Annotated in this window: 16 protein-coding genes; 8 read left to right on the top strand and 8 right to left on the bottom strand. The window is 37.3% G+C overall.

Translation table 11 applies throughout. From position 1 onward, the window contains the following. The first annotated feature begins 72 nt into the window (after nt 1-72). Both A3EM_RS0112560 and A3EM_RS45785 read left to right on the top strand, forming a co-directional pair. A complete protein-coding gene (locus A3EM_RS0112560; protein ID WP_020528569.1) occupies nt 73-1,266 on the top strand; it encodes a hypothetical protein in 1,194 nt (397 codons plus the stop codon). Between the two features lie 307 nt (nt 1,267-1,573). After that, nucleotides 1,574-2,017 carry a DUF4174 domain-containing protein gene (locus tag A3EM_RS45785; RefSeq protein WP_083925221.1) on the top strand — a complete coding sequence of 148 codons (444 nt, stop codon included), beginning with the start codon at nt 1,574-1,576 and terminating at the stop codon, nt 2,015-2,017. A 61-nt stretch (nt 2,018-2,078) separates the two neighbouring features. Here A3EM_RS45785 and groL read toward each other — a convergent pair whose 3' ends face one another. Both groL and A3EM_RS0112545 read right to left on the bottom strand, forming a co-directional pair. After that, complete coding sequence (gene groL / locus A3EM_RS0112550) at nt 2,079-3,719, bottom strand: chaperonin GroEL (protein WP_020528567.1); 1,641 nt, start codon at nt 3,717-3,719, stop codon at nt 2,079-2,081. Between the two features lie 79 nt (nt 3,720-3,798). Continuing rightward, on the bottom strand, nt 3,799-4,077 hold the full coding sequence (locus tag A3EM_RS0112545; RefSeq protein ID WP_020528566.1) for a co-chaperone GroES: 279 nt from the start codon (nt 4,075-4,077) through the stop codon (nt 3,799-3,801). 194 nt (nt 4,078-4,271) lie between these two features. Between A3EM_RS0112545 and A3EM_RS0112540 the strand changes: the two genes are divergently transcribed. The 5 genes from A3EM_RS0112540 (at nt 4,272) to A3EM_RS0112520 (ending at nt 9,465) form a co-directional block, all read left to right on the top strand. After that, nucleotides 4,272-5,201 (top strand): DUF4846 domain-containing protein, encoded by a 930-nt coding sequence (locus A3EM_RS0112540; RefSeq protein WP_020528565.1) that lies wholly within the window; start codon nt 4,272-4,274, stop codon nt 5,199-5,201. A gap of 348 nt (nt 5,202-5,549) precedes the next feature. Continuing rightward, on the top strand, nt 5,550-6,365 hold the full coding sequence (locus A3EM_RS0112535; RefSeq protein ID WP_169513353.1) for a cell envelope biogenesis protein OmpA: 816 nt from the start codon (nt 5,550-5,552) through the stop codon (nt 6,363-6,365). Next, on the top strand, nt 6,355-6,840 hold the full coding sequence (locus tag A3EM_RS0112530; RefSeq protein WP_020528563.1) for a Rab family GTPase: 486 nt from the start codon (nt 6,355-6,357) through the stop codon (nt 6,838-6,840). Before A3EM_RS0112535 ends, A3EM_RS0112530 begins: the two co-directional genes overlap by 11 nt. Continuing rightward, the gene (locus tag A3EM_RS0112525; protein WP_020528562.1) at nt 6,837-8,762 is read left to right on the top strand and encodes a hybrid sensor histidine kinase/response regulator; all 1,926 of its coding nucleotides are present in this window, start codon (nt 6,837-6,839) and stop codon (nt 8,760-8,762) included. The genes A3EM_RS0112530 and A3EM_RS0112525 overlap by 4 nt, the downstream gene beginning before the upstream one ends. 1 nt (nt 8,763) lies before the next feature. Continuing rightward, nucleotides 8,764-9,465: a LytR/AlgR family response regulator transcription factor gene (locus tag A3EM_RS0112520; protein WP_020528561.1), complete on the top strand. Its 702-nt coding sequence runs from the start codon at nt 8,764-8,766 to the stop codon at nt 9,463-9,465. A 77-nt stretch (nt 9,466-9,542) separates the two neighbouring features. Here the strand turns inward: A3EM_RS0112520 and A3EM_RS48320 are convergent, their stop codons facing one another. From A3EM_RS48320 to A3EM_RS0112505, 3 genes are all read right to left on the bottom strand, one after another. After that, a complete protein-coding gene (locus tag A3EM_RS48320) occupies nt 9,543-9,677 on the bottom strand; it encodes a hypothetical protein (protein WP_020528560.1) in 135 nt (44 codons plus the stop codon). Nucleotides 9,678-9,841: 164 nt separating this feature from the next. Next, nucleotides 9,842-11,089 (bottom strand): amidohydrolase family protein, encoded by a 1,248-nt coding sequence (locus A3EM_RS0112510; RefSeq protein ID WP_020528559.1) that lies wholly within the window; start codon nt 11,087-11,089, stop codon nt 9,842-9,844. A 158-nt stretch (nt 11,090-11,247) separates the two neighbouring features. Beyond that, nucleotides 11,248-14,262, bottom strand: a complete 3,015-nt coding sequence (locus tag A3EM_RS0112505) for an amidohydrolase family protein (RefSeq protein ID WP_020528558.1) — start codon at nt 14,260-14,262, stop codon at nt 11,248-11,250. 315 nt (nt 14,263-14,577) lie between these two features. On the opposite strand from A3EM_RS0112505, the gene A3EM_RS0112500 reads away from it, so the two are divergent. Beyond that, nucleotides 14,578-16,275, top strand: coding sequence for an AMP-binding protein (locus A3EM_RS0112500; protein ID WP_020528557.1), 1,698 nt, complete (start codon nt 14,578-14,580; stop codon nt 16,273-16,275). 835 nt (nt 16,276-17,110) lie between these two features. Here the strand turns inward: A3EM_RS0112500 and A3EM_RS0112495 are convergent. The 3 genes from A3EM_RS0112495 to rsgA form a co-directional block, all read right to left on the bottom strand. Further along, nucleotides 17,111-17,488, bottom strand: coding sequence for a PH domain-containing protein (locus tag A3EM_RS0112495; protein ID WP_020528556.1), 378 nt, complete (start codon nt 17,486-17,488; stop codon nt 17,111-17,113). A gap of 139 nt (nt 17,489-17,627) precedes the next feature. Next, entirely contained in the window at nt 17,628-19,514 is a 1,887-nt protein-coding gene (locus tag A3EM_RS0112490) for a heparinase II/III domain-containing protein (RefSeq protein WP_245576502.1), read from the bottom strand. 261 nt (nt 19,515-19,775) lie between these two features. Then, on the bottom strand, nt 19,776-20,852 hold the full coding sequence (gene rsgA / locus A3EM_RS0112480; RefSeq protein WP_020528554.1) for a ribosome small subunit-dependent GTPase A: 1,077 nt from the start codon (nt 20,850-20,852) through the stop codon (nt 19,776-19,778). Nucleotides 20,853-20,996: the final 144 nt, after the last annotated feature.

The raw sequence follows: 20,996 nt of genomic DNA, 5'->3' as shown, positions 1-20,996 counted from the left end.
ATGGCTGTACTCCTAAATAGATGGACCAAAACTTTTGATAATCCATACTTATCACCATTAAACTAAATACCCATGCTAACCTTCCTGAAAACTATTCCTTTTTGTTTTTGTTTGTTTTTATCCACTTCAGTTTTTTCCCAAAGTCCGGATGATTTACAAAAGGCCCTTGCTAAAATTGACAGCCTTGAAAAAGCATTGGATGAGGGCAATTACACACGGGTACCCAACCGGGATTTCGATGAAAAACTCAATGCAAAAGTTATTACGGAAGTGAATGACCGCATTTCCATCCTGGAAAGTTCTCTGGCTACTATTGGTGCGGTAGTAGGATTAATTTTAGCCATAGTAACTGCCATAGGAGGATTTGCCATCAGGGGACTGGTGAAGGAAACCGTACAAAATGAAGTTGAAAAAGAATCGGTAAGGCTAAAGAATTCTTTTGAGGATGATATTAATAAAATTGTCCACAATGTGAAAATTAATCTGGAAAATAAACTCAAAGAAGTAGAACATGAGCTGGAAGTGAACAGAGAATTCACCAATTATACCAAGCGATTCATCTATGAAGATGAATTGAACAAACTCAAACAACAACTTGACCGCAATCCAAATAGTGATTTATTGAAATCAAATCTGAAAAACTTACTCTTAAAAGCTGAAGAAATAGACTATGGGGAGCTTGTAACTCAGATTATAGATGAGCTGGTTTATGTCAATTTCAAAATGAGGAAAGACGATGAGAACTTTGAAATACTGGAAAATTATGCCCAGAAATATAAAATCAAGGAAAGAACCTATATCAATGCCTCACTAGGGCAAATTGATTATTACCGAAACTATGGCGATGTGAATAAACGAGAGCTGGCCGTAAAATACCTTGAAAAATCGTTGGAATTAATCCCGGGATATGGAGAATCCATGGGCTTGTTACTTGGCATTTACATGATCGATTTTGAAAAAACAGATGATGAAGCAAGCAGACAGGAAATTATGGAAAATACCCTTAAATTAGTTAAGCAAATCAATTCCTCACCTACCGGTACTTCAGCATGGGAAACGATTTCCAGATTAAACAGAGATAAAAATAATACTTCATATGGCAAGTATGTTAAAATGCTTTACAATATGTTCCCGGAAGAAATGAAGGCGATGGAAGAAAAGGCAAAATATTTACCCGAACAATTGAAAAAATCTCCAGCTTATACTCCGGAGATGTCCAAACTAGTGGATCAATATTTAAAAACAGATGAGGAAAATGAAGGATAAAAAAAAGAAGCCTTTAAAAAAAAGACTTCCTTTAACCAAAAAGATTCCAATTATATACTATTAGTGGAAGCATATTGGCAAAATATAACCTAGGTTTTCATATTTTTTACAAAAAAATAGGGAGGGATCTCTTATTTAGAAATCCTTCCCTTTTTTTTGATTAAGTTAGCATAAAAGTAACAATCAATAATAAGCTCTTTGGTTTTTAAACCTCCTTAAAGATACATATTTTTTTTATCAATCTAAAATGGCAATACCCTGCCTACAATTACACTAAACCATCTGCTCAAAATATGGTTATAACAGTATGAAAAGATCTGTATTTTCACTTTTTATGCTAATGTTATTTTCATTTCCCCAGACCACAAGTGCCCAGTATTTAAAAAAACACCAGTGGCAAAACCGTATATTGTTAATTTTTGCAGAACACTCCGAAAATGAGGTTTTTCAAAAACAGATGGCTGAATTGAAAGCTTATGAAGATGGGCTGAAGGAAAGGAAATTAATTATCTATCAAATTTTTCCCAAAGCATCCAGGGAAGGCCTGAATACCTTGAATCCATCGGCACCATCTGCCCTATTCTCCAGTTACAACTCCGACCGCGCTCCATTTAAAATTATTTTAATTGGTCTGGATGGGGGAATCAAAATAAAAAGCAATGATTTTCTGCCCTGTAAATCCTTATTCAATACGATCGACCAAATGCCCATGCGTAGAAACGAGATGAAGAAAAAAAGCAATTTGCATTAGAAAATAAAAAAAGCCCGCAAAAAATGCGGGCTTTCTATATTTATATTAATCAGATTACTGATTACATCATGCCTGGCATGCCACCCATTGGAGCACCATGTCCACCACCTGGCATTGGAGCATCCTTTTCTGGCTCATCAGCAACTACACACTCAGTAGTAAGCAATAATGAAGCAATAGAAGCAGCATTTTGAAGCGCTAATCTGGTTACTTTAGTTGGGTCAATTACACCAGCAGCAACCAGGTCTTCGAATTCACCAGTTCTGGCATTGTAACCGAAGTTTCCTTTTCCTTCTTTTACTTTCTGTACAATTACAGAAGCCTCAAGACCAGCATTGTTAATGATAGTTCTTAAAGGAGCTTCTAAGGCAACTTTAATGATATTTACACCAGTTTCCTGATCTTCGTTTTCAGTTTCTACTTTGTCTAAAGCTGAAAGTGCTCTGATCAGGGCAACTCCACCACCAGTTACTACACCTTCTTCTACTGCAGCTCTTGTAGCGTGCAATGCATCGTCAACCAAATCTTTCTTCTCTTTCATTTCTACTTCAGTTGCAGCACCGATATAAAGGATAGCTACACCACCAGAAAGTTTAGCAAGTCTTTCCTGCAATTTCTCTCTGTCGTAATCAGAAGTAGTGTTTTCAATTTGTTGTTTGATTTGATTTACTCTTCCCTGAATTTCCTCAGCAGCACCAGCACCGTTCACTACAGTAGTATTATCTTTATCGATAATTACTTTTTCAGCAGTTCCTAAGTAATCAAGAGTAGCATTTTCCAATTTGAATCCTCTCTCTTCAGAAATTACCTGACCACCAGTTAGGATAGCGATGTCTTCCAACATAGCTTTTCTTCTGTCACCAAATCCTGGAGCTTTAACAGCAGCAATTTTCAGTGCACCTCTAATTTTGTTTACCACTAAAGTAGCTAATGCTTCACCATCAACATCCTCAGCAATAATTAATAAAGGCTTTCCAGTTTGAGCAGCAGCTTCCAAAATAGGAAGAAGCTCCTTCATGTTAGAGATTTTCTTATCGTAGATAAGGATATATGGACTTTCTAAGTCAGCCTCCATTTTCTCAGTGTTAGTCACGAAGTATGGAGAAAGGTAACCTCTGTCAAACTGCATACCTTCTACAGTTTTCACTTCAGTTTCAGTACCTTTAGCTTCTTCCACAGTGATCACACCGTCTTTTCCTACTTTTTCCATAGCCTCGGCAATCATTTTACCTACCTCAGCATCGTTGTTAGCAGAAATTGCAGCTACTTGAGAAATTTCTTTTGAATCATTTACAGGCTTTGAAAGGTTGTGTAACTCTTCAACTACTGCAGTAACAGCTTTGTCGATACCTCTTTTAAGGTCCATTGGGTTAGCACCAGCAGTTACGTTTTTGATACCAGTAGTGAAAATTGCCTGAGTAAGAACGGTAGCAGTAGTAGTACCATCACCAGCCTGATCAGCAGTTTTAGACGCTACTTCTTTTACCAATTGAGCTCCCATGTTTTCGATTGGTTCTTGTAGTTCAATCTCTTTTGCTACAGAAACACCATCTTTGGTTACGGAAGGAGCTCCGAATTTTTTATCTAATATTACATTTCGTCCTTTAGGACCTAAAGTTACTTTTACAGCTTCTGCCAAAGTGTCAACTCCTTTTTTCAGTTGCTCTCTTGCACTTGTATCGAAAAAAATTGATTTAGCCATTTTTCTAATTAATTTTTTTTAAATAAAAATAATGTGAAATTAATGTTTGGTTAATTAGCGAGGTTTAATTCAGTTGAAATTAAACAATGGCGAAGATATCGGCCTCTCTCATGATAAGATAATCTTTTCCTTCGATGCTAATCTCAGTACCAGAATATTTTCCGTAAAGTACTGAATCTCCAACTTTTACTGTTAAAGGCTCATCTTTTTTCCCAGTTCCTACTGCTACAATTTGTCCCTTCTGAGGTTTCTCTTTAGCAGTGTCAGGAATAATGATGCCTGAAGCAGTTTTTTCTTCTGCAGGGGCAGGTTCAACCAGAACTCTGTCTGCTAATGGTTTGATGTTCACGTTTGACATTCTAATAATCTAATTTTAAGTTTTAGAATTTTACTATTTTTAAAATAAAGTTATCTTCTTTGAATCTTATGTTAGCATTTCTTATGCCACCATAAATTTCTGACAATTTTAAGGCTTTAGACTGACAATATTACACCCTTTTCATGTCAATAATGACAATAGCATTTCTAACTACACAATTTTCTCACTGAAGTATGAAAAATCTTCACCCCTTATATCTCATTTTCTTCTTTATTTTCACAAGCTGTAATGGTTCAAAACAACAGTCTGTGGAAACAGTAAATAAACCTGTCAGTTTTACTGCAGAAAATGAAGTTATTTTGGCAGATTCCACTGTAAACAGTTACTCCTGGCTGGAAGAAGGGAATTACAGCATCCAAAATGCCATAAGAAATCAAATAGCCCCACCCGATGGCTACCAAAGAAAAGCAGGAAAACCAGGAAATTTTGCAGACTGGCTTAGCTTTTTGCCGCTTAAAGCAAAAGGGAATCCGGTTTTGCTTTTTAATGGGCAGGAAAAATCAAATCAATATGCACATTTTAGAATAATCGATATGGATGTTGGTAACAGAGATTTGCAGCAATGTGCAGATGCCACCATGCGATTGAGGGCAGAATACCTTTATGCAGTCAAAAAATTTGATGATATCCACTTTAATTTCACTAATGGGGATCTGGCTGATTTTAAAACCTGGAGATCGGGTAAAAAAATCAGTATTTCCCAGAACCGACTAAAGTGGGTGAGTTCTACCTCCTCCAATACTTCCTACAAAAGTTTTAAAAATTATATGCAGTATATCTTTATGTATGCAGGCACAGCATCATTAAGCCAGGAATTAAAATCCAAACCTTTTGATCAGATAAATTCCGGGGATATTTTGATAAAAGGCGGTTTTCCCGGCCATGCCGTAATTATAGTAGATATGGCATTTCACCAATCTTCCGGAGATAAAGTTTTTTTACTGGCCCAGAGCTATATGCCTGCTCAGGAAATGCATATACTTAAAAACCCAAATAGCAGCAGTTTAAATCCATGGTATTCTATGCAGGACCTTGCCAGATCAGGGACTGTGCGCACTCCCGAATGGACTTTCAAAACGAGCGATTTAAAATCGTGGGAGTAAAACTACCCTAATTAAAACTATTGGCTGTAAATGGAAGCCACAATATTCAATTTCTTTGCGGGGCCTTCCTTTCGGAGAGGTATTGTAATATGGAAGAGGGCTATTTTTGAGGGCAGAGTTGCAAAAATGCACCCATGCTTAGACTTCCATTATCTTTGTTTTAGGGTAACCCAAAATTGTTACAATCAGAAAAAATCGAATTTTAAACCTGTTTTAAAATTGTCTCTTTAAAGTATAAAATCTATTTTTAGTAAAAGATTGAAAATAGCCAGAAATAGCTTTTTCCATCTTAAACTCAATAAAAAAACAACTTCTATATAAATGCGGGAATCCGATACTTTTAAAAAATTGACTCAATTGATCCTGGAGGAGGAGCGGGAAGCCAGAGAAAAGCTTGAAAATCGGGTAGAGGTAATTGATCAAAATTTAAATGAACGGGAAAAACTAGAGCCCAGAATAGCCCCTATTTTAAGTGATCAGGTGGTTTATCTTCAGAAGAAATTTCCAGAGCTTTTTGGTCCTGCCATCACTGCATCTATTAAAAACCAGATCAAAGATTCCAAAGATGAGGTTGTGGAAGCCCTCTACCCTATTATGGGAAAAATGGTTAAAAAATATATTCTGAAAGAAATTGAATTATTGTCTGAAAGAATTGACCAGAAAATTGAAGAAGCCTTTTCCTGGGATAATTGGGTAAACTTCGTAAAAGCAAAAGTTTTTGGTATTAAACAGGGCGATATGATCCTGAAAGATGCCATGGAACCAGTTATTCAAGAGGTTTTTATTATCGAACAGCATTCCGGGATGTTGATAGGCAGCTACTCCCGGGTGACCTCTGTAGATCAGGATATGGTGGCGGGAATGCTTACCGCAATTAAAAGTTTCGCAAAGGATACTTTTTCCATTGAAGATCAGGAACTTGAGACCATTGAATATGAAAATTATAAAATTGTAATAAAGAATTTCCCCAGATTTTATATTGCAGTTGTAATTTCGGGAATTGTTTCTAAGGTTTTTTTGAACCGACTGGATGATCTTATTTTGGACTTTGTGGACAAAGTGATCAACCAACGCTCTCCAAAAGCCGAAGCAGATTTTATTGAAGAAGAATTTTCTGAGAATTTAAATGACTATTTCATTAAGTTAAACCAGTATGATAAGTAAAAAAGTAGTTTTGATAGGGAAATACGGTGTGGGAAAAACTTCACTCATACAACAGTTTGTACACCAGCGTTTTTCGGAAAAATACCTGACTACCATTGGGGTAAAAATTGACAAAAAAACGGTAAATATTGACGGTACCGAATTGAACATGTTAATCTGGGATATTGCCGGAGAATCTACTAATACCAAAATACCGAAGTCCTATCATTTAGGGGCTCATGGCGCCATTTATGTGTTTGACCTGACCAGGCCATCCACTTATGAGAATATTGTCTCAGAATTGAATAACCTGAAAAAGCTGATTTCTAACGTGCCAATTCAACTAGTGGGCAACAAATCCGACCTACTGGACGAAAAAAATATCCACCAAATTATCAATTCACTACCTTTAGAAATATCCTTTTTAACCAGTGCAAAAACAGGAAAAAATGTGGAATCCATGTTCAGTGCATTGGGAAAAGCTTTACTGAAATGACACTAAAAGAAATAAAGCATCAGTACATCCAATCAAAATCCCAGTTCATCCTTTTCGATGATCAGGGGAAATGTCTGGATTCCTGTGATACTTTATTTCAAATTTCAAAATTAGAAGGTAGTATTTTCTCGCATATTCCTTTTCTTGAAAGTATGGTTGAGGCTTTTCCAACCCTCCCACTTGATGAGGAATTCGATTTCCCCTGTATCAACCTGACTTTAAATGGCATAGAAGGTTATTATGACATCATTCTGAAAAGAATAACTTATGAGAATGATATCGCCAATCTATGTATTTTACAGGATTTCACTCATCATTATGAGCACCTGATTGTGTTGCAACAAGAAAGAAATGAATCTGCCATAAAATCAGAATTTCTGGAAATCAGGGAGCGTGTTTTGAGCCTGGAAAAAGATTTACTAACCTTCCAGAATGAGGAACTCAAACGCATTCAGGAATTTAAAACCACATTTTTTGCTCAGATAAGCCATGAATTAAGAACTCCTTTGAATGGAATTGTTGGCCTGGTCCATTTGCTTGGCTTTCCCTACAACAATACTAAAAAGGAAGAATACCTTCAGGCACTTTCGGCTACTTCTCAGCACCTGGTGGCTATAGTGAATAATATTCTCGATTTATCAAAAATTGAATCCGGAAAGCTTCAATTTGAAGCAGTCGATTTTAATTTGCCTGATTTGGTAAAAGATGTCTGCCAGTCATTTGTATTTTCAGCTCAGGAGAAAAATATATTGCTAGGCCATGAAATTGCAGAACACATTCCTTCTCATTTGAAAGGAGATGAAACCAAGCTGAAGCAGGTTTTATTTAATCTGCTGGGTAATGCCTTAAAATTCACTGATAATGGAACGGTAACATTAAGTATTACCGGGCAGGAAAATGAAGGGAAATGGATGCTGCATTTTATAGTAAAAGATTCTGGAATTGGTATAGAACAGGACAAGCTGGAAAAAATTTTTCAGCCCTTTGAACAGGCGGAAAAAAACACCAGCCGGCTTTATGGAGGTACAGGGTTGGGACTCAGTATTGTAAAACAGCTCATTGAGCTTCAGCATGGGAATATTCATATTAATAGCCAGAAAGGATTGGGAACTGAAATTCACTTTTCAATTCCCTATGACCTGGGCAAGCATGAAGAATCTATTGATTTAATGCATGAAAAAAAATATTTTTTGAATCATGTATTAGTTGCAGAAGACGATTTATTGAGTCAGAAAATTGTAAAGGAATTGCTTCAAAACTGGGGATATAAGGTAGATGTAGTGGCTGATGGACGGGATGTATTGGAAAAAATAAAACACAGCACTTATGATTTGCTTATTATTGACCATCAGATGCCTGTTTTAAATGGAATGGAAACTATAAAAATCATTCGGGAATCTGAATATTTTAACAAACTTCCAATCTTTTTACTTTCTGGCCAGGATATCAATAACAAAATTTTACTGACTGATTGGCAGGTAGAGATATTAAGAAAACCTTTAAACCCTGATGACTTAAATAAATTAATTGGAAAATTAAGTGAACCTGCCGATTTTGAAGTGGTGAACCTGAAATACCTTGAAACCATTACTCAAAATAATAAGATCATTATAAAGGAATTGGTGGAAATATTTATTAACAAAGTGCCTGTAGAACTTGAGGAAATGGGTGAGGCATTGAAAAAGCAGGAAAGGGAAAAATTGCGACTACTAATACATAAAACAAAACCTAATTATAAATATGTAGGACTTAATCAGGCATTTTCCGCTTTGGAAAAATGGGAAGGTGCTATTGAAAAAGACCTGCCGGTGAATAATGAGACTGAATTATTACAAACTATTACCAAAACTGTAAAGGCTGCAATTGCACAATTGTACTCCAAAAACCTAAATTTGGGGATAAAAGAACTGAAACATACCTGAAATGGGCAAAAAACTAACCTGTATAATAGTAGATGATGATCTCATGTCATTGAAAATTATGGAAACCCTAGTGGCCAGAAATACCTCTCTGGACCTGGTAGGGAAATTTGAAAATGCCATTGAAGCGGCCAACATGCTTGCCAACCAGCCGGTAGACCTGATTTTTCTGGATGTGGAAATGCCGGAGATGACCGGACTTGAATTTATCAAAACATTAAATGCTCCCCCACAAATCATTCTCACCACCAGTAAGGAAAAATATGCACTTGAAGCCTTCGAGTATGAAGTAACAGATTATTTACTGAAGCCGATTGAAAATTATGCAAGGTTTCTTAAAGCTGTTCAAAGGGCACAAAAAAATATAGAAGAACAAAATTCAGCTAAGGAAGAAGGAGATAGTCTTTACGTGAAAGTAGAGTCCTTATTGGAGAATATCAAGTTTGTGGATATCGATTTTATTGAAGCCGCTGGGGATTACGTGAAAATTCACACCAGTAAAAGGATGTTGTTAGTTTATACCACCCTTAGAGCAGTGGAGAAAAAGCTTCCTGAAAGTCAGTTCATGCGGATACATCGTTCGTTTATCATCAGGCTCGATCGAATAGAAAATATTGACATTTCCAACCTTCAGATTGGCCGGAGAATAATTCCCATCAGTAATACGTACAAAAATAGTTTGATGGAGAGAATTAAGACTTTGTAAAGAATTTACCCAAACCAGGTCATAAAAAAATCCGTGACAGATAATTGCCACGGATTTTTTGTTGATTTATTTTCAATTTAATCATTGGAAACAATGGCTATTCGGCCATCAATTACCAACTTCTTATTTGAACTTTCTTTTTCATTTTTTTCATTGCTGGTGTCCTCTGTCAACACAACAATTCTGTTTTTTACACGGTCCGGATCTTTCATTTTTTATTAGTTTATGTTTTGCTGATTAAAATAAAGTGAAATTGATTACCAGGAATAAATAAAGGCAATCTTTTACATAAAGACTATCTTAAAGGCAAAAATGTTTTGAATCATTTAGATTTATTTGTAAATCTTTCCATCCCGAGTAAAACCATTAGATAGAATTACTTACCAGCCTCATATTTTGCTTTATACTTTTTATAAAGCCGCTGTTGCATGGCATTTAATTCCACATTTCTTCCCGAAATAAAAGCTTTTTCCACCAGATTTCCCCTCATATCGAGGGCATCACCTCCGGAAATAAAAAGGGTGGCATTTTTTCCACTTTCAATTGAACCAAACTGTTCACTGATCCCTAAAATCTCAGCGGTATTTAAGGAAATCATTTTCAGCGCCTCTTCCTTGGAAAGTCCATAACCAGCAGCAGTTCCAGCGAAAAATGGCAAATTTCTGGAATTGGTTACGCTATTGTAGGTGAGCCCGACTTTTATTCCCTCTTTGTGCAAAAGATAGGGTAATTTATAAGGCATATCCACATCTTCCTCAGGCCTGTTAGGCAACCTGTGCACATCAGAAAGCAAAACCGGGATATTATTTTCCTTTATGATATCCTTTACCAAAAGCGCCTCTTCTCCCCCAACAATTGCTATTTTCTGAATACCATATTTTTTTGTAAACTGGATACTTTCTATTATTCCTTTGGCATCATCCACATGAATGTGCAAAGCCTTTTTCCCATCCAGCAAACCCAACATGGCCTCCAGCTTAAGATTTTCCTTTTTGGCAGATTGACTGGCGTAAGATTGGGCATCGGAAAATAGCTCATTCAATTCCTTCAACTGTTCTTCATACTTGTCATTTTTCACCCTTTTCACTGAAAAATCGGAATAATCAAATTCGTATTTGTACCTGCCGGGCCAATTCAAATGTACAGCATCATCCATTTTAATTACAGCATCTTCCCAGTTCCAGGCATCCAGCCCAACAATTGAAGAAGTTCCGGGAATCCTTCCTCCCACAGGAGTGGTTTGTGCCAATAAAATCCCGTTAAACCGCATAGTGGGAATTATCTCAGAATCAGTATTATAGGCAATTATTGACCGTACATTTGGATTTAAGTTACCAATTTCATTTTGATCAACCGTAGCGTTTACAGCTCCAATTTCCACCAATCCAAGTGTAGTATTAGGAATAATAAAACCAGGGTAAATATGTTTTCCGCTGGCATCTATCACTTCATAGGAGGACTGATCAGCTGAAAAACCAGCAGCTTCGCCTACATAGGTAATTTTCCCCTCCGCAAAAGCCACAGCCCCATTTTCAAATACTTCACCATTTCCCACATGGATGGTTCCCCCTGTTATTAAAATTGGGTTTCCCTGAGCATCAGCAGGAGCTGGTACCTGTGCCATCCCCCAATGAATTGAGCATAACAATAAGGTTATAAAATTTATGAATACTTTCATCTTTAAATGTTTTTAATTTAGAAGTAAAATTTCTTGTGTTGGGAGCGTGTTTAAACTTTATCCTTTAGGCTGCATCACCATGAAAAATAAAACTTAAACAAGCTCTAATGAATTTGCCCAAAGTGCAAATCATCACAATGCCAGAATTGATGCACAGTTGGCTCTACAGATTGGGTTTTTGCTCCATTCTTCTTCGCCTCCTGCATTTTTTGAATCAGCCTTGCTCTTTCCATGGCAATTTCTTCTCTCTTCTTTTCATCTTCCTCTATATCATAATAAATAATACCATCTACCATAGTTTTTTCCGGTTTGGCATAGATGGATAGCGGATGGTCATTCCAAAGTACCAAATCAGCATCCTTGCCCACATTCACACTTCCCATTCTGTCATCCAGGTGAAGCAATTTGGCCGGGTTCAAAGTCACCATTTTCAAAGCATCCTCTTCTGACATACCACCGTATTTTACTGATTTGGCAGCCTCCTGATTAAGTCTTCTGGCCATTTCTGCATCATCAGAATTGATGGCTACAGTTACTCCGGCCATTGCCATAAGCATAGGATTGTAGGGAATGGCATATCTCACTTCAAATTTATAAGCCCACCAGTCGGCAAAAGTGGACCCTCCTGCGCCATGTTCTGCCATTTTATCAGCCACTTTATAGCCTTCCAGAATATGCGTGAAGGTATTGACATTAAAATCAAATTTTTCGGCCACCTTCATCAACATATTAATTTCGGATTGCACATAGGAATGGCAGGTAATAAATCTGTCTTTGTTGATAATTTCTGCCATGGTTTCCAGCATCAGATCCCTTCTTGGAGGGGTAGCATTTGCTTTTGCTGAAGAGGATAAACTATTATAAGCCGCCCATTCTGCATCATAAGTTTTAGCTCGGGTGAATCCATCCATAAAAACTTGTTCCACTCCCATCCTGGTTTGGGGATACCTTACAGAATTACTATTGGAAGAGCGTTTTACATTTTCTCCCAAAGCGAATTTGATGTATTTATCCGCATCTTTAATCAGCATATCATTGGGAGCAGCGCCCCAACGGAATTTTACCAAAGCAGACTGTCCGCCCACCGGATTGGCAGAACCATGAAGTAATTGTGCTGCAGTCACTCCGCCAGCCAGTTGCCTGTAGATATTAATATCATCAGAATCAATCACATCTTCCATACGCACCATTCCCGAATTCGTAGCTACATCATTTACATTATTCAGGGCAATATGGGTATGTTCATCAATAATTCCCGGAGTCAGGTGTTTTCCGGTTCCATCAATCTCCACTGCATTTTTTATTGAAAGGTTCTTCCCTATTTTTTTAATTTTCCCATCTTCTACATACACATCTGTTCCCTCCAAAATTCCATCAGTTTCATTCGTCCAGACAGTGGCATTTTTAATCAGGTAATTTTTTGCAGTTGGTTTTTCTTCATTTCCATAAGGAAGAAATGGGAACAATACTTTTGCAACTTCATCTGCTTCTTTTTCCTCTTCTTTCTTTTCTTCCTCCTCTTTTTCTAATTCTTCTTTATATTCAGCAGTCCATTCCACCCAGGCGCCATCTGGCAACTGGCCTTTACCCTTAAAGTTCTTACCATCCCTCCAGCCCGATAATCGTATATAAGCTTTTTCCTCCTTATTTGGGGTAAAACTTAAAGTAAGCAGTGTTTCTTCGAACTCGGCAGTCGCATCTATTTTTGTACTATCATTAATTACAATTTTAAAAGTGTGTTTATCCGGTTTTCCTGAGATTTCCAGGTTGAAAGTACTGTCCCCAGCTTCAAGTGAATATTTCCCGGAAAGGTCAATTTCATTTTTCTTTTTAATGATAAATTGTTTGCCATTTACCCAGTTTTCCATCAGTTCACTTTCTTCCTCAAACAAATCATCAGAGAAGATGAGGAAGTTGGCCATTTTACCATTTTCCAGGCTGCCTAATGAAGAACCAGCTTCAATAAATTGAGCGGGATTAAAGGAAACGGCTTTTAAAGCGGTAGTTTTTGACAAGCCATTTTTTACAGCCTTTCTCAGGTTCGCAAGGAAATCACTTTTGTTACTTAAGCCATCTGCTGTTAAGGAAAAGTCAATTCCTGCTTTTTCCAATGCTGCAAGGTTGCCAGGAGCCAGTTCCCAATGCATCATATCTGCCAGTTTTATGTTCTGGGTTTCGAATGGATCTTCTACTTCATAAGCATCCGGAAAATTTAATGGCACAATCAACCTGGCATTAGTCGCTTTTATTTCCGCAATTCTTTTGTATTCTTCTCCTCCTCCAATAATGATATATTGCACGCCAAACTCATCCCCAATCTTATCCGCCAGCAAGACTGACTGCCAGTCTTTTGCATCAAAAATCTGTGGCAATTTCTGAGAAGCATTCCAGGCTTCCAGGGAATTATCAAAAAAGCTTTGATTTTTGTTAGAGGAATACCATTTTGCATCCAGATAAGTCTGCCTCAGTACTGCCACACATCCCATTAAAGAAATAGGATAGGATTGTGGGGAGCTGCCTTTTTTAAAGGAATAATGTGCAGCCACATTGGATTGGAGAAGTGCCTCATTTTCCAGTTCATCCAGCAAATTAATTAAGGCGGAAGTTCCCCTGGCAAGCCCATCTCTTTTGGAGGCAAGCACAGTTCCAAAGCCCGCTTTTCGCAAATCTCCTGCTTCCTTGCCGGCAATGTTAAAATCTTCGGCAGCATTGTAACTGGATTTAATCGCATCATTCACATTAAATGCTCCTTTAGTCTGTGGAGAGACCACTTCAGGTGATCCAAAACTAAAAGGTTTCCCTTTTGGTACTTCAGACAAACCATAATCACTGTGCAAATCAATAAAGGCCGGATAAATAAATTTTCCATTTAAATCGATCTCCCTGGCTCCTTTCGGAACAGAAAGGTTTGTGCCAATGGCTTTTACAACCCCATCTTCTATAAGCAGGGAAGCATTTTCCAGTTTGGTTTGGTAATCTTTAAAAATAGTGGCATTTTTTAAAAAGTAGATTTCGGGGCGATTGTCTCTCACATTGTTAACCGGATAAATATCCTCCTGGGCCCAAAGGCCTGAACAATGCAAAAGAACTAGCACGCAAATGGTGTAGATTCTTTTCATGAAATGTTTAAATTGTGTGTAGTTTTATTTTGGGGTGAATTTTATAAAAAAATCGGTAAACTACCTCACTTTTTGTGCAAATGGTTGAAATAATTGTACAAAGGCAAAATCTTATGGCTAATTCTTTAGAATTAAGTGTTTAGAAATCCTCTATCCATTTATTTTTTGCTTATATTTATTACTTCACCTATTAGATCTTTGATTCAATAAATTTGGTCGATTTAAGAGTTAAGTTAAACTTTAACCAACTCTAAAAGAGGATTCTGTTTATGATCAAAAGATTAAATTCTTATACCAATTCAGAATTACAGCCTTATGGAAGAACACATGAATATTGCCGAAAAAAAATCGGTTGAAAATGATAATGAAAAACTGGAATCTTTAATAGAAAAATTCTATCACAAAGAAAAAGCTTTAAAAGATAAAACTTACCTCAGGCAACCACATGGAGACTCCTGGACAACTTATACCTGGGGAGAAGTGGGTAGGCAGGCGCGTTGTATTGCTTCGGCTTTAAAAGCAATGGACCTACCGCCTAAAAGTAATATAGGGATTATTTCAAAAAACTGTGCCCACTGGATCATGAATGATCTGGCCATTATGATGAGTGGACATATTTCTGTGCCGTTTTATCCCAATTTAAATGCCAGCCAGCTGGAGCATGTATTAGAACACGGGCAAATTCAGGTACTTTTTGTGGGTAAGCTGGATAACTGGGATTTGATGAAACCTGGGGTTTTGGGAGATATAAAATGTATTTCCTATCCCAACAGTCCGGCCACTGAATACGAAAACTGGGATGATCTTATCGAAAAACATGAACCCTTAAAGGGAAATCCTGTTCCGGACATTAAAGATATCCTAACCATCATTTATACTTCTGGAACAACCGGGAGGCCAAAAGGGGTAATGGTTACTAATGAGCATAATTCCAGGGTGATGAAATCTGTGGAAAAGATTATTCCCCTTTATGAAAATGAGCAGCGCTTTTTCTCTTACCTGCCACTTTGCCATGTGGCTGAAAGAGGTGTGGTAGAAACCTGTAGCATTTACTCTGGAGGCACTATTTCCTTTGTGGAATCTATTGATACATTCGTAAAAAACCTACAGGATACTCAGCCAACTATTTTCTTTGCAGTTCCCAGAATCTGGACTAAATTCCAATTGGGGGTTTTAGAAAAAATGCCACAAAAGAAACTGGATTTATTAATGAAAATCCCTGTTCTTTCAGGAATAATAAAAAAGAAAATCCTGACCAAACTTGGGTTGGGAAAGGTGATCATGGCTTTTACAGCAGCTGCCCCTACCCCCGTTTCGCTTCATCTTTGGTATCAGAAATTGGGACTAAAATTATTGGAACTTTATGGCATGACAGAAAACATGGGCGCCTGCTCCGTAATGCCTCCCAAAGCTTTTAAACTGGAAACCATTGGCATTCCCTATCCGGGAGTTGAGGTAAAAATTGATAAAGACACAAATGAAATTCTGATGAAATCTGACTGGATAATGAAAGGCTATTACAGAGAACCTGAAATGACCGCAGATGTTTTGAAAAATGGTTACCTGCACACAGGAGACATGGGGGAATTGGATGAAGAGGGTTACCTGAAAATTACCGGAAGAGTGAAAGACATGTTTAAAACAGCCAAAGGAGAATACGTAGTTCCCGGCCCGATAGAATGGGATTTTAGTGCAGATGCCTATATCGAGCAGATTTGTGTAATGGGTACAGGACTCCCTCAGCCTATTGCACTGATACAACTTTCAGAAGTGGGAAAAACAGCCGATAAATCGGCTGTGGAGCATAGTTTTCTATCCTTATTGTCCCTGATAAATGTCAAACTGGTGGATTACCAGAAAGTAAAGAAAATCGTGATTACCAAAGATGAATGGAGCATTGAAAATGATATCATCACACCTACGATGAAAATTAAGCGAAATAAGATTGATGCTTTGTATCTGGATAAAGCTGAGAAGTGGTACAATCGGGAAGATGTTGTGATTTGGGAATAATTCAACATTAACCTGAAAACTGTAATTAGAAATTTCCTTAAAGGCCATGTGCACCATCTTGCAATACAAAAACCAATTGATGTCCATTATTTCCCCTGGCTATCTGCAAGATTTGTTGCCTATTTAAATATTTATTAACAGCTTCAATCTGAAAGGTTTACGTCAAAAAAACACTTTTTTATTAAAAATTTTAAAATAATTCTGGAAATAATACAAGCTTATCCGCTTTTTTATTTCCAGAATTAAATTTTTAAATTAAACTAAATTCCAAATTAGTTAATACAAAATATTGTAATTATATATTTTTATTTCACTCCCCCTTTGTTAAACCTGAGTTAAACAAATCCTAATCAACTCAATATCAAGCGAATACAACAAGTAAAGCACACTTAGAAGCAATAAAGCACTGATGTAATATTCGGCAAGGTTTATGAATGTTTTTAATTATCGATTCTGGTAACTTGCATTAGTTATTCCAGAAAAGAGTATTGAATTTATCATAACCTTTTAACCTAACCTAAAATCATTTAAAATATAATTAAACAACCAGGTAGTCCATTTTTTTGACTTTTAAGGAGTTTAACCTCCTTATCACTTTAACAATTTTTATTAGCTTCTACATGTTCAATTTACACTAAGAATGCCCGGGATTTAGTTCCGGGCTTTTTCTTTTTAAGTAATGATAAAATAATAACATCCACTTTCTACTTGTTCTTTTTGCCCCATACATCTTTGTTTTTTCGTTGCTTAACGCAGCTATGCGCCTCAAAAACGCATCTTCTTGAGTAAAAATAATGGCGTATAAATGCGGGTTTAATTTTTCAACATTACTAAATTACTTACAGACATAAGTGGCCAATACTTTCTGCACATCGTAGATATCTACTTTTTTGCTAAATTTTTTCTCCAAAGGAACAGGATCACTGCCAATCCATATTTTCAGTTCAGCGTCCAGATCGAAGTGACCGGAGGTTTCAATCGAAAACCGGGCAATACTTTTATAAGGAATACTCAAATATTCCATTTTTCTTCCCGTAACGCCTTGTTTATCTACAAGAATTAACCGTTTGTTGGTAAAAATAAAAGTGTCCCGAATAAGTTTAAAGCCAATTTCTACCTCTTCAGTATCCGCAAAAAGTCTCCCGTAATCCTCCTGAATCTCTTCAGGATCCATATATCCGGCATTACCCATTAAACTGGAAAAAAGTCCCATGATTTCTGTTTTTTGGTTTGATTCAATGAATTAATAATCCAGAGGTATGAAGCCAATAAATCATGTGAGATTTCTGGAAAAATATCCAGTTTCTAACTTTCTGCTTCTAGCTTCCAGCCTCTAAAAAAGATTCAAGTTATTAATTTCCCTTCAATTCCACTGTAATTTTCCCCCTATTATTTTCAAAAACATAGGCGGGAATTTTTATCTCAATTCGCTTTAAGCCTTCAATTTTTTTGTCGTAATACAAAGGAGGTGGGTCTAAAGCCACTACAGAAACCTGCAAATCACCAGGGGAAACGATTTTTAAATTTAGAGTCTTTCCGTCCTGAGTGAGAACTGCTCCTTCTGGTTGAGTAGCCACTTCTGCCTGAGTCATCATGGCCCAGGTGACAAATTCATTATTTTCCTCCAGTTCAAAATCATCTTCAATCACTAAAGTCTGATCATCTTTTTTTACAAACTTTCTGGATACCGATTTCAATTGTCCTTTGAAAACCGGTGTTAAATCAAGAATAGCAGTTTTTTCATCTTGATCAGAAGCAAATTCCGTAAACTCGGCAAATCCATCCACCACATGCAATTTATTGTCTACGGTGAGGGTGCTATGACAATAATTATTTTTGGTTACCAAAGACCATCTTTGGCTGTTCTGACTTCTATCCCATAAATTACGGGCCCCCATAATTTGCTCCAGTTCATTGTAACCCTGATTTCCCGGATCAACTGACCAACGCACCCCATTTAATTCAAATATGAAAGAACCAGCGTCCATATTACCATGATTCACGCTTCCAGCTCCCCCTTTTATCCCTAGAAAAAAGGCATCTTTGGATTCACTCCCTGAGCGAATAATGGCAATCGGATTATGTCCATCTGCTTGCCAGGCCAGTGGTAAAGCACTTTTCTTTTCCTCTTCGAATAATGCAAGCCAAATTAATATCGCTCCTCCTAACCTCGAAATTTTTCCCTTGGCCGCAATTTCTTCTTTGGTTTGTTTGATGTATGCCTCTCTATCCAGGTAAAGCGCATCTCCGGTTTTTTGGGCAAACCAGGCTAGATGTCCTCTTGTACTCAGTTTCATATGCGTGTTGTCTCCAGCATCAGAATAATTAAAATAGGCTCCGGAAGGTCCTATTACCAATAATCTATAATCTGCACTTTCCATAAACCCAGAGGCTTGTGAAAGTCTAAAATCAGTTCCAAACGCACTTTCATACATACCCAGGCCAATTAATGAAAAACTTGTGCCGTAATCCCAATAACTTGGACCTTCAGGATAAGCCCCATCCGGAACATAAGCGCTCAATGCCAGAGGAAGTTTTTCAACTGCTCTGGAAATAGCCTTGGCACTTAAGGCAGGATCAACATCCGCCAGCATAATTGCTGCTGCTGAAATTCCCCCATGGCATACCTGATTCCAGTTCATTTTAGCATTCACCCAACCCGTATGGCCTTCTTCAAAACTCACTTTCAGAGCTTTATCCATTAAAGCTTTTTTAGCGGTTTTCACCAATTCATCCGACAGGTAACCATCCCCCCAATCAATTCCTAAGGAAACAGCCAAAGCCATTTCTCCCACATCCAGAAAGTGAGAGGGATTCCAGTCGGAAAAACCACAAACAGCTATAATTTCTTGTTCTAACCTATCCACATATTTCTGATCTGGTTCCAGCCTGTTGACCATCGCCAGTGCCCCAATTCTTCTCAAGGCTTCCCTGGAAACGCCTAACAAACGTCTTCCAATCTGGTCTCTTTCTAAAGGAGGTAACTCCAGCACTTCATCTGCACTCTGTTTCAAAAACTGAAAATAGGTTTGGACCAATTCATCATTTTTTAGTTTTGATTTGATCTTTTTCTCAATGGATTTCGTGAGAATCAGTTTGGGAGAGGATTTCCTGATATTTCGTTTCAGCCAGGCCTGAGTTACAGGATTGTCTGGTTTAAAAAACTCTTCGTGTTCTTGTGCAGACAGGATTCCTGTATAAAAAACACAAAGGAACAGCCATAAGATTGTTTGTTTCATTTTTAATTCAATTTTCATATTTTGAGTAAACCACTATTAGTTTTTGATGAGAAAAAATATTTGGAATCGAAATTCAGCTGGCAAACTACCTGAATTTTCCAATCAATTTCAGTTTTACTTCATTCCCTGAATTACCAAAAAGAAATCTCTAATTGCAAATCAAAAGAGGCTTTTGTAGAATGGAAATCTACCAAATGGGAAATTTTGGGAGTAAGCAGGTATAAAAAAACCGATCGAAATTTTCAATCGGTTTTTCAATTCTTATCGATTACCCTTATTAGGTAATTTTTTAATCATTTTGTGTAAGACTTTATTTTTCCGTTTCCGCTCCAGGTAGACTTTCTTATCCTGACTGGCGTTGAGATAGTCCATTTCCCGTTGGAGTTTTAGGAAGCTGTTGTATCTTGCCACATCCATTTCTCCCTTTTCCAGGGCCGCTAAAACAGCACACCCTTTTTCCACCGTATGGGTGCAATCCTGAAATTTACATGCAGCAGCCAAATCTTCAATTTCAGCAAAAGTTTGCTCAAATCCTTCTTCAGCATTCCATAATTGCAACTCTCTCATTCCTGGAGTATCAATCAAAATCCCTCCGTTTTCCAACAAAATCATTTCCCTTCTGGTAGTGGTATGCCTTCCCCTGGAGTCATCCTCTCTTACTTCCTGAGTTTCCATGATTTCTTCACCGGCTATCCAGTTAATTAAAGTAGATTTCCCCACCCCGGAAGATCCTGTAAAAGCAATGGTTTTTCCCGGATGTACCAGGTTTTTCACTTCCTCCAAGCCTTTTTCGCTGACTACACTCACCGCAAAAACTTTAGTATTCGGAGCTACCTTCCCTATTATTTTTAACTTTTCTTCCACATTTTCACAAAGATCTGCCTTACTCAGGATAACCACAGGTTCCGCCCCACTTTCCCTTGCCAACATTAAATATCGTTCTAATCTTCTGGGGTTGAAATTATGATCCAATCCCTGCACCAGAAAAATAAGGTCAAGATTAGTGGCAATAATTTGTTCTGTAGTGGTACTTCCTGGCAATTTTCGGGAAAATTTGGTTTTCCTTTCCAATACCTCATGAATGATCGCCTTTTTTTCACCATCAAATGGAATAATTAATACCCAGTCGCCAACTTTTGGTAAATCAGAAGGATCATCGGCAGTAAATTGAATTTTCCCAGAAAGTTCTCCCTGCAATTCCCCATTTGGTGAAAAAAGTATATAATTATTTTTGTTTTGAATGGCCACCCTGGCTATTTCAAATCCCTTATTTTCTTCATTAATCTGTTGTTGAAAAAAATTATTCCAACCTAAATTATTCAATGAATATGTATCCATTTTTTTGATTTTTTATAACAGTACAGCAATTCCCCTGTGATAAAAAAGATGCCTAAATAAAGCCTCCGTTTTGGCGAACCAGCATCATCAAAACTTCCTAAGTCTGATCCAAGCAAAGGCTACATCAAAGGCCTTGAATTGCAA

It is taken from the genome of Flexithrix dorotheae DSM 6795 (assembly GCF_000379765.1).
Classification (GTDB): domain Bacteria; phylum Bacteroidota; class Bacteroidia; order Cytophagales; family Flammeovirgaceae; genus Flexithrix; species Flexithrix dorotheae.
This window is presented reverse-complemented; position numbering and strand designations above follow the sequence as displayed.

Coding starts and splice junctions, on each gene's coding strand:
- A3EM_RS0112495 (WP_020528556.1), bottom strand. CDS start 17,488: ATGGGACTTTTTTCCAGTTTAATGGGTAATGCCGGATATATGGATCCT.
- A3EM_RS0112530 (WP_020528563.1), top strand. CDS start 6,355: ATGATAAGTAAAAAAGTAGTTTTGATAGGGAAATACGGTGTGGGAAAA.
- A3EM_RS0112540 (WP_020528565.1), top strand. CDS start 4,272: ATGAAAAATCTTCACCCCTTATATCTCATTTTCTTCTTTATTTTCACA.
- groL (WP_020528567.1), bottom strand. CDS start 3,719: ATGGCTAAATCAATTTTTTTCGATACAAGTGCAAGAGAGCAACTGAAA.
- A3EM_RS0112505 (WP_020528558.1), bottom strand. CDS start 14,262: ATGAAAAGAATCTACACCATTTGCGTGCTAGTTCTTTTGCATTGTTCA.
- A3EM_RS0112520 (WP_020528561.1), top strand. CDS start 8,764: ATGGGCAAAAAACTAACCTGTATAATAGTAGATGATGATCTCATGTCA.
- A3EM_RS0112545 (WP_020528566.1), bottom strand. CDS start 4,077: ATGTCAAACGTGAACATCAAACCATTAGCAGACAGAGTTCTGGTTGAA.
- A3EM_RS0112500 (WP_020528557.1), top strand. CDS start 14,578: ATGGAAGAACACATGAATATTGCCGAAAAAAAATCGGTTGAAAATGAT.
- A3EM_RS0112560 (WP_020528569.1), top strand. CDS start 73: ATGCTAACCTTCCTGAAAACTATTCCTTTTTGTTTTTGTTTGTTTTTA.
- A3EM_RS48320 (WP_020528560.1), bottom strand. CDS start 9,677: ATGAAAGATCCGGACCGTGTAAAAAACAGAATTGTTGTGTTGACAGAG.
- A3EM_RS0112490 (WP_245576502.1), bottom strand. CDS start 19,514: ATGAAACAAACAATCTTATGGCTGTTCCTTTGTGTTTTTTATACAGGA.
- A3EM_RS0112510 (WP_020528559.1), bottom strand. CDS start 11,089: ATGGCACAGGTACCAGCTCCTGCTGATGCTCAGGGAAACCCAATTTTA.
- rsgA (WP_020528554.1), bottom strand. CDS start 20,852: ATGGATACATATTCATTGAATAATTTAGGTTGGAATAATTTTTTTCAA.
- A3EM_RS45785 (WP_083925221.1), top strand. CDS start 1,574: ATGAAAAGATCTGTATTTTCACTTTTTATGCTAATGTTATTTTCATTT.
- A3EM_RS0112525 (WP_020528562.1), top strand. CDS start 6,837: ATGACACTAAAAGAAATAAAGCATCAGTACATCCAATCAAAATCCCAG.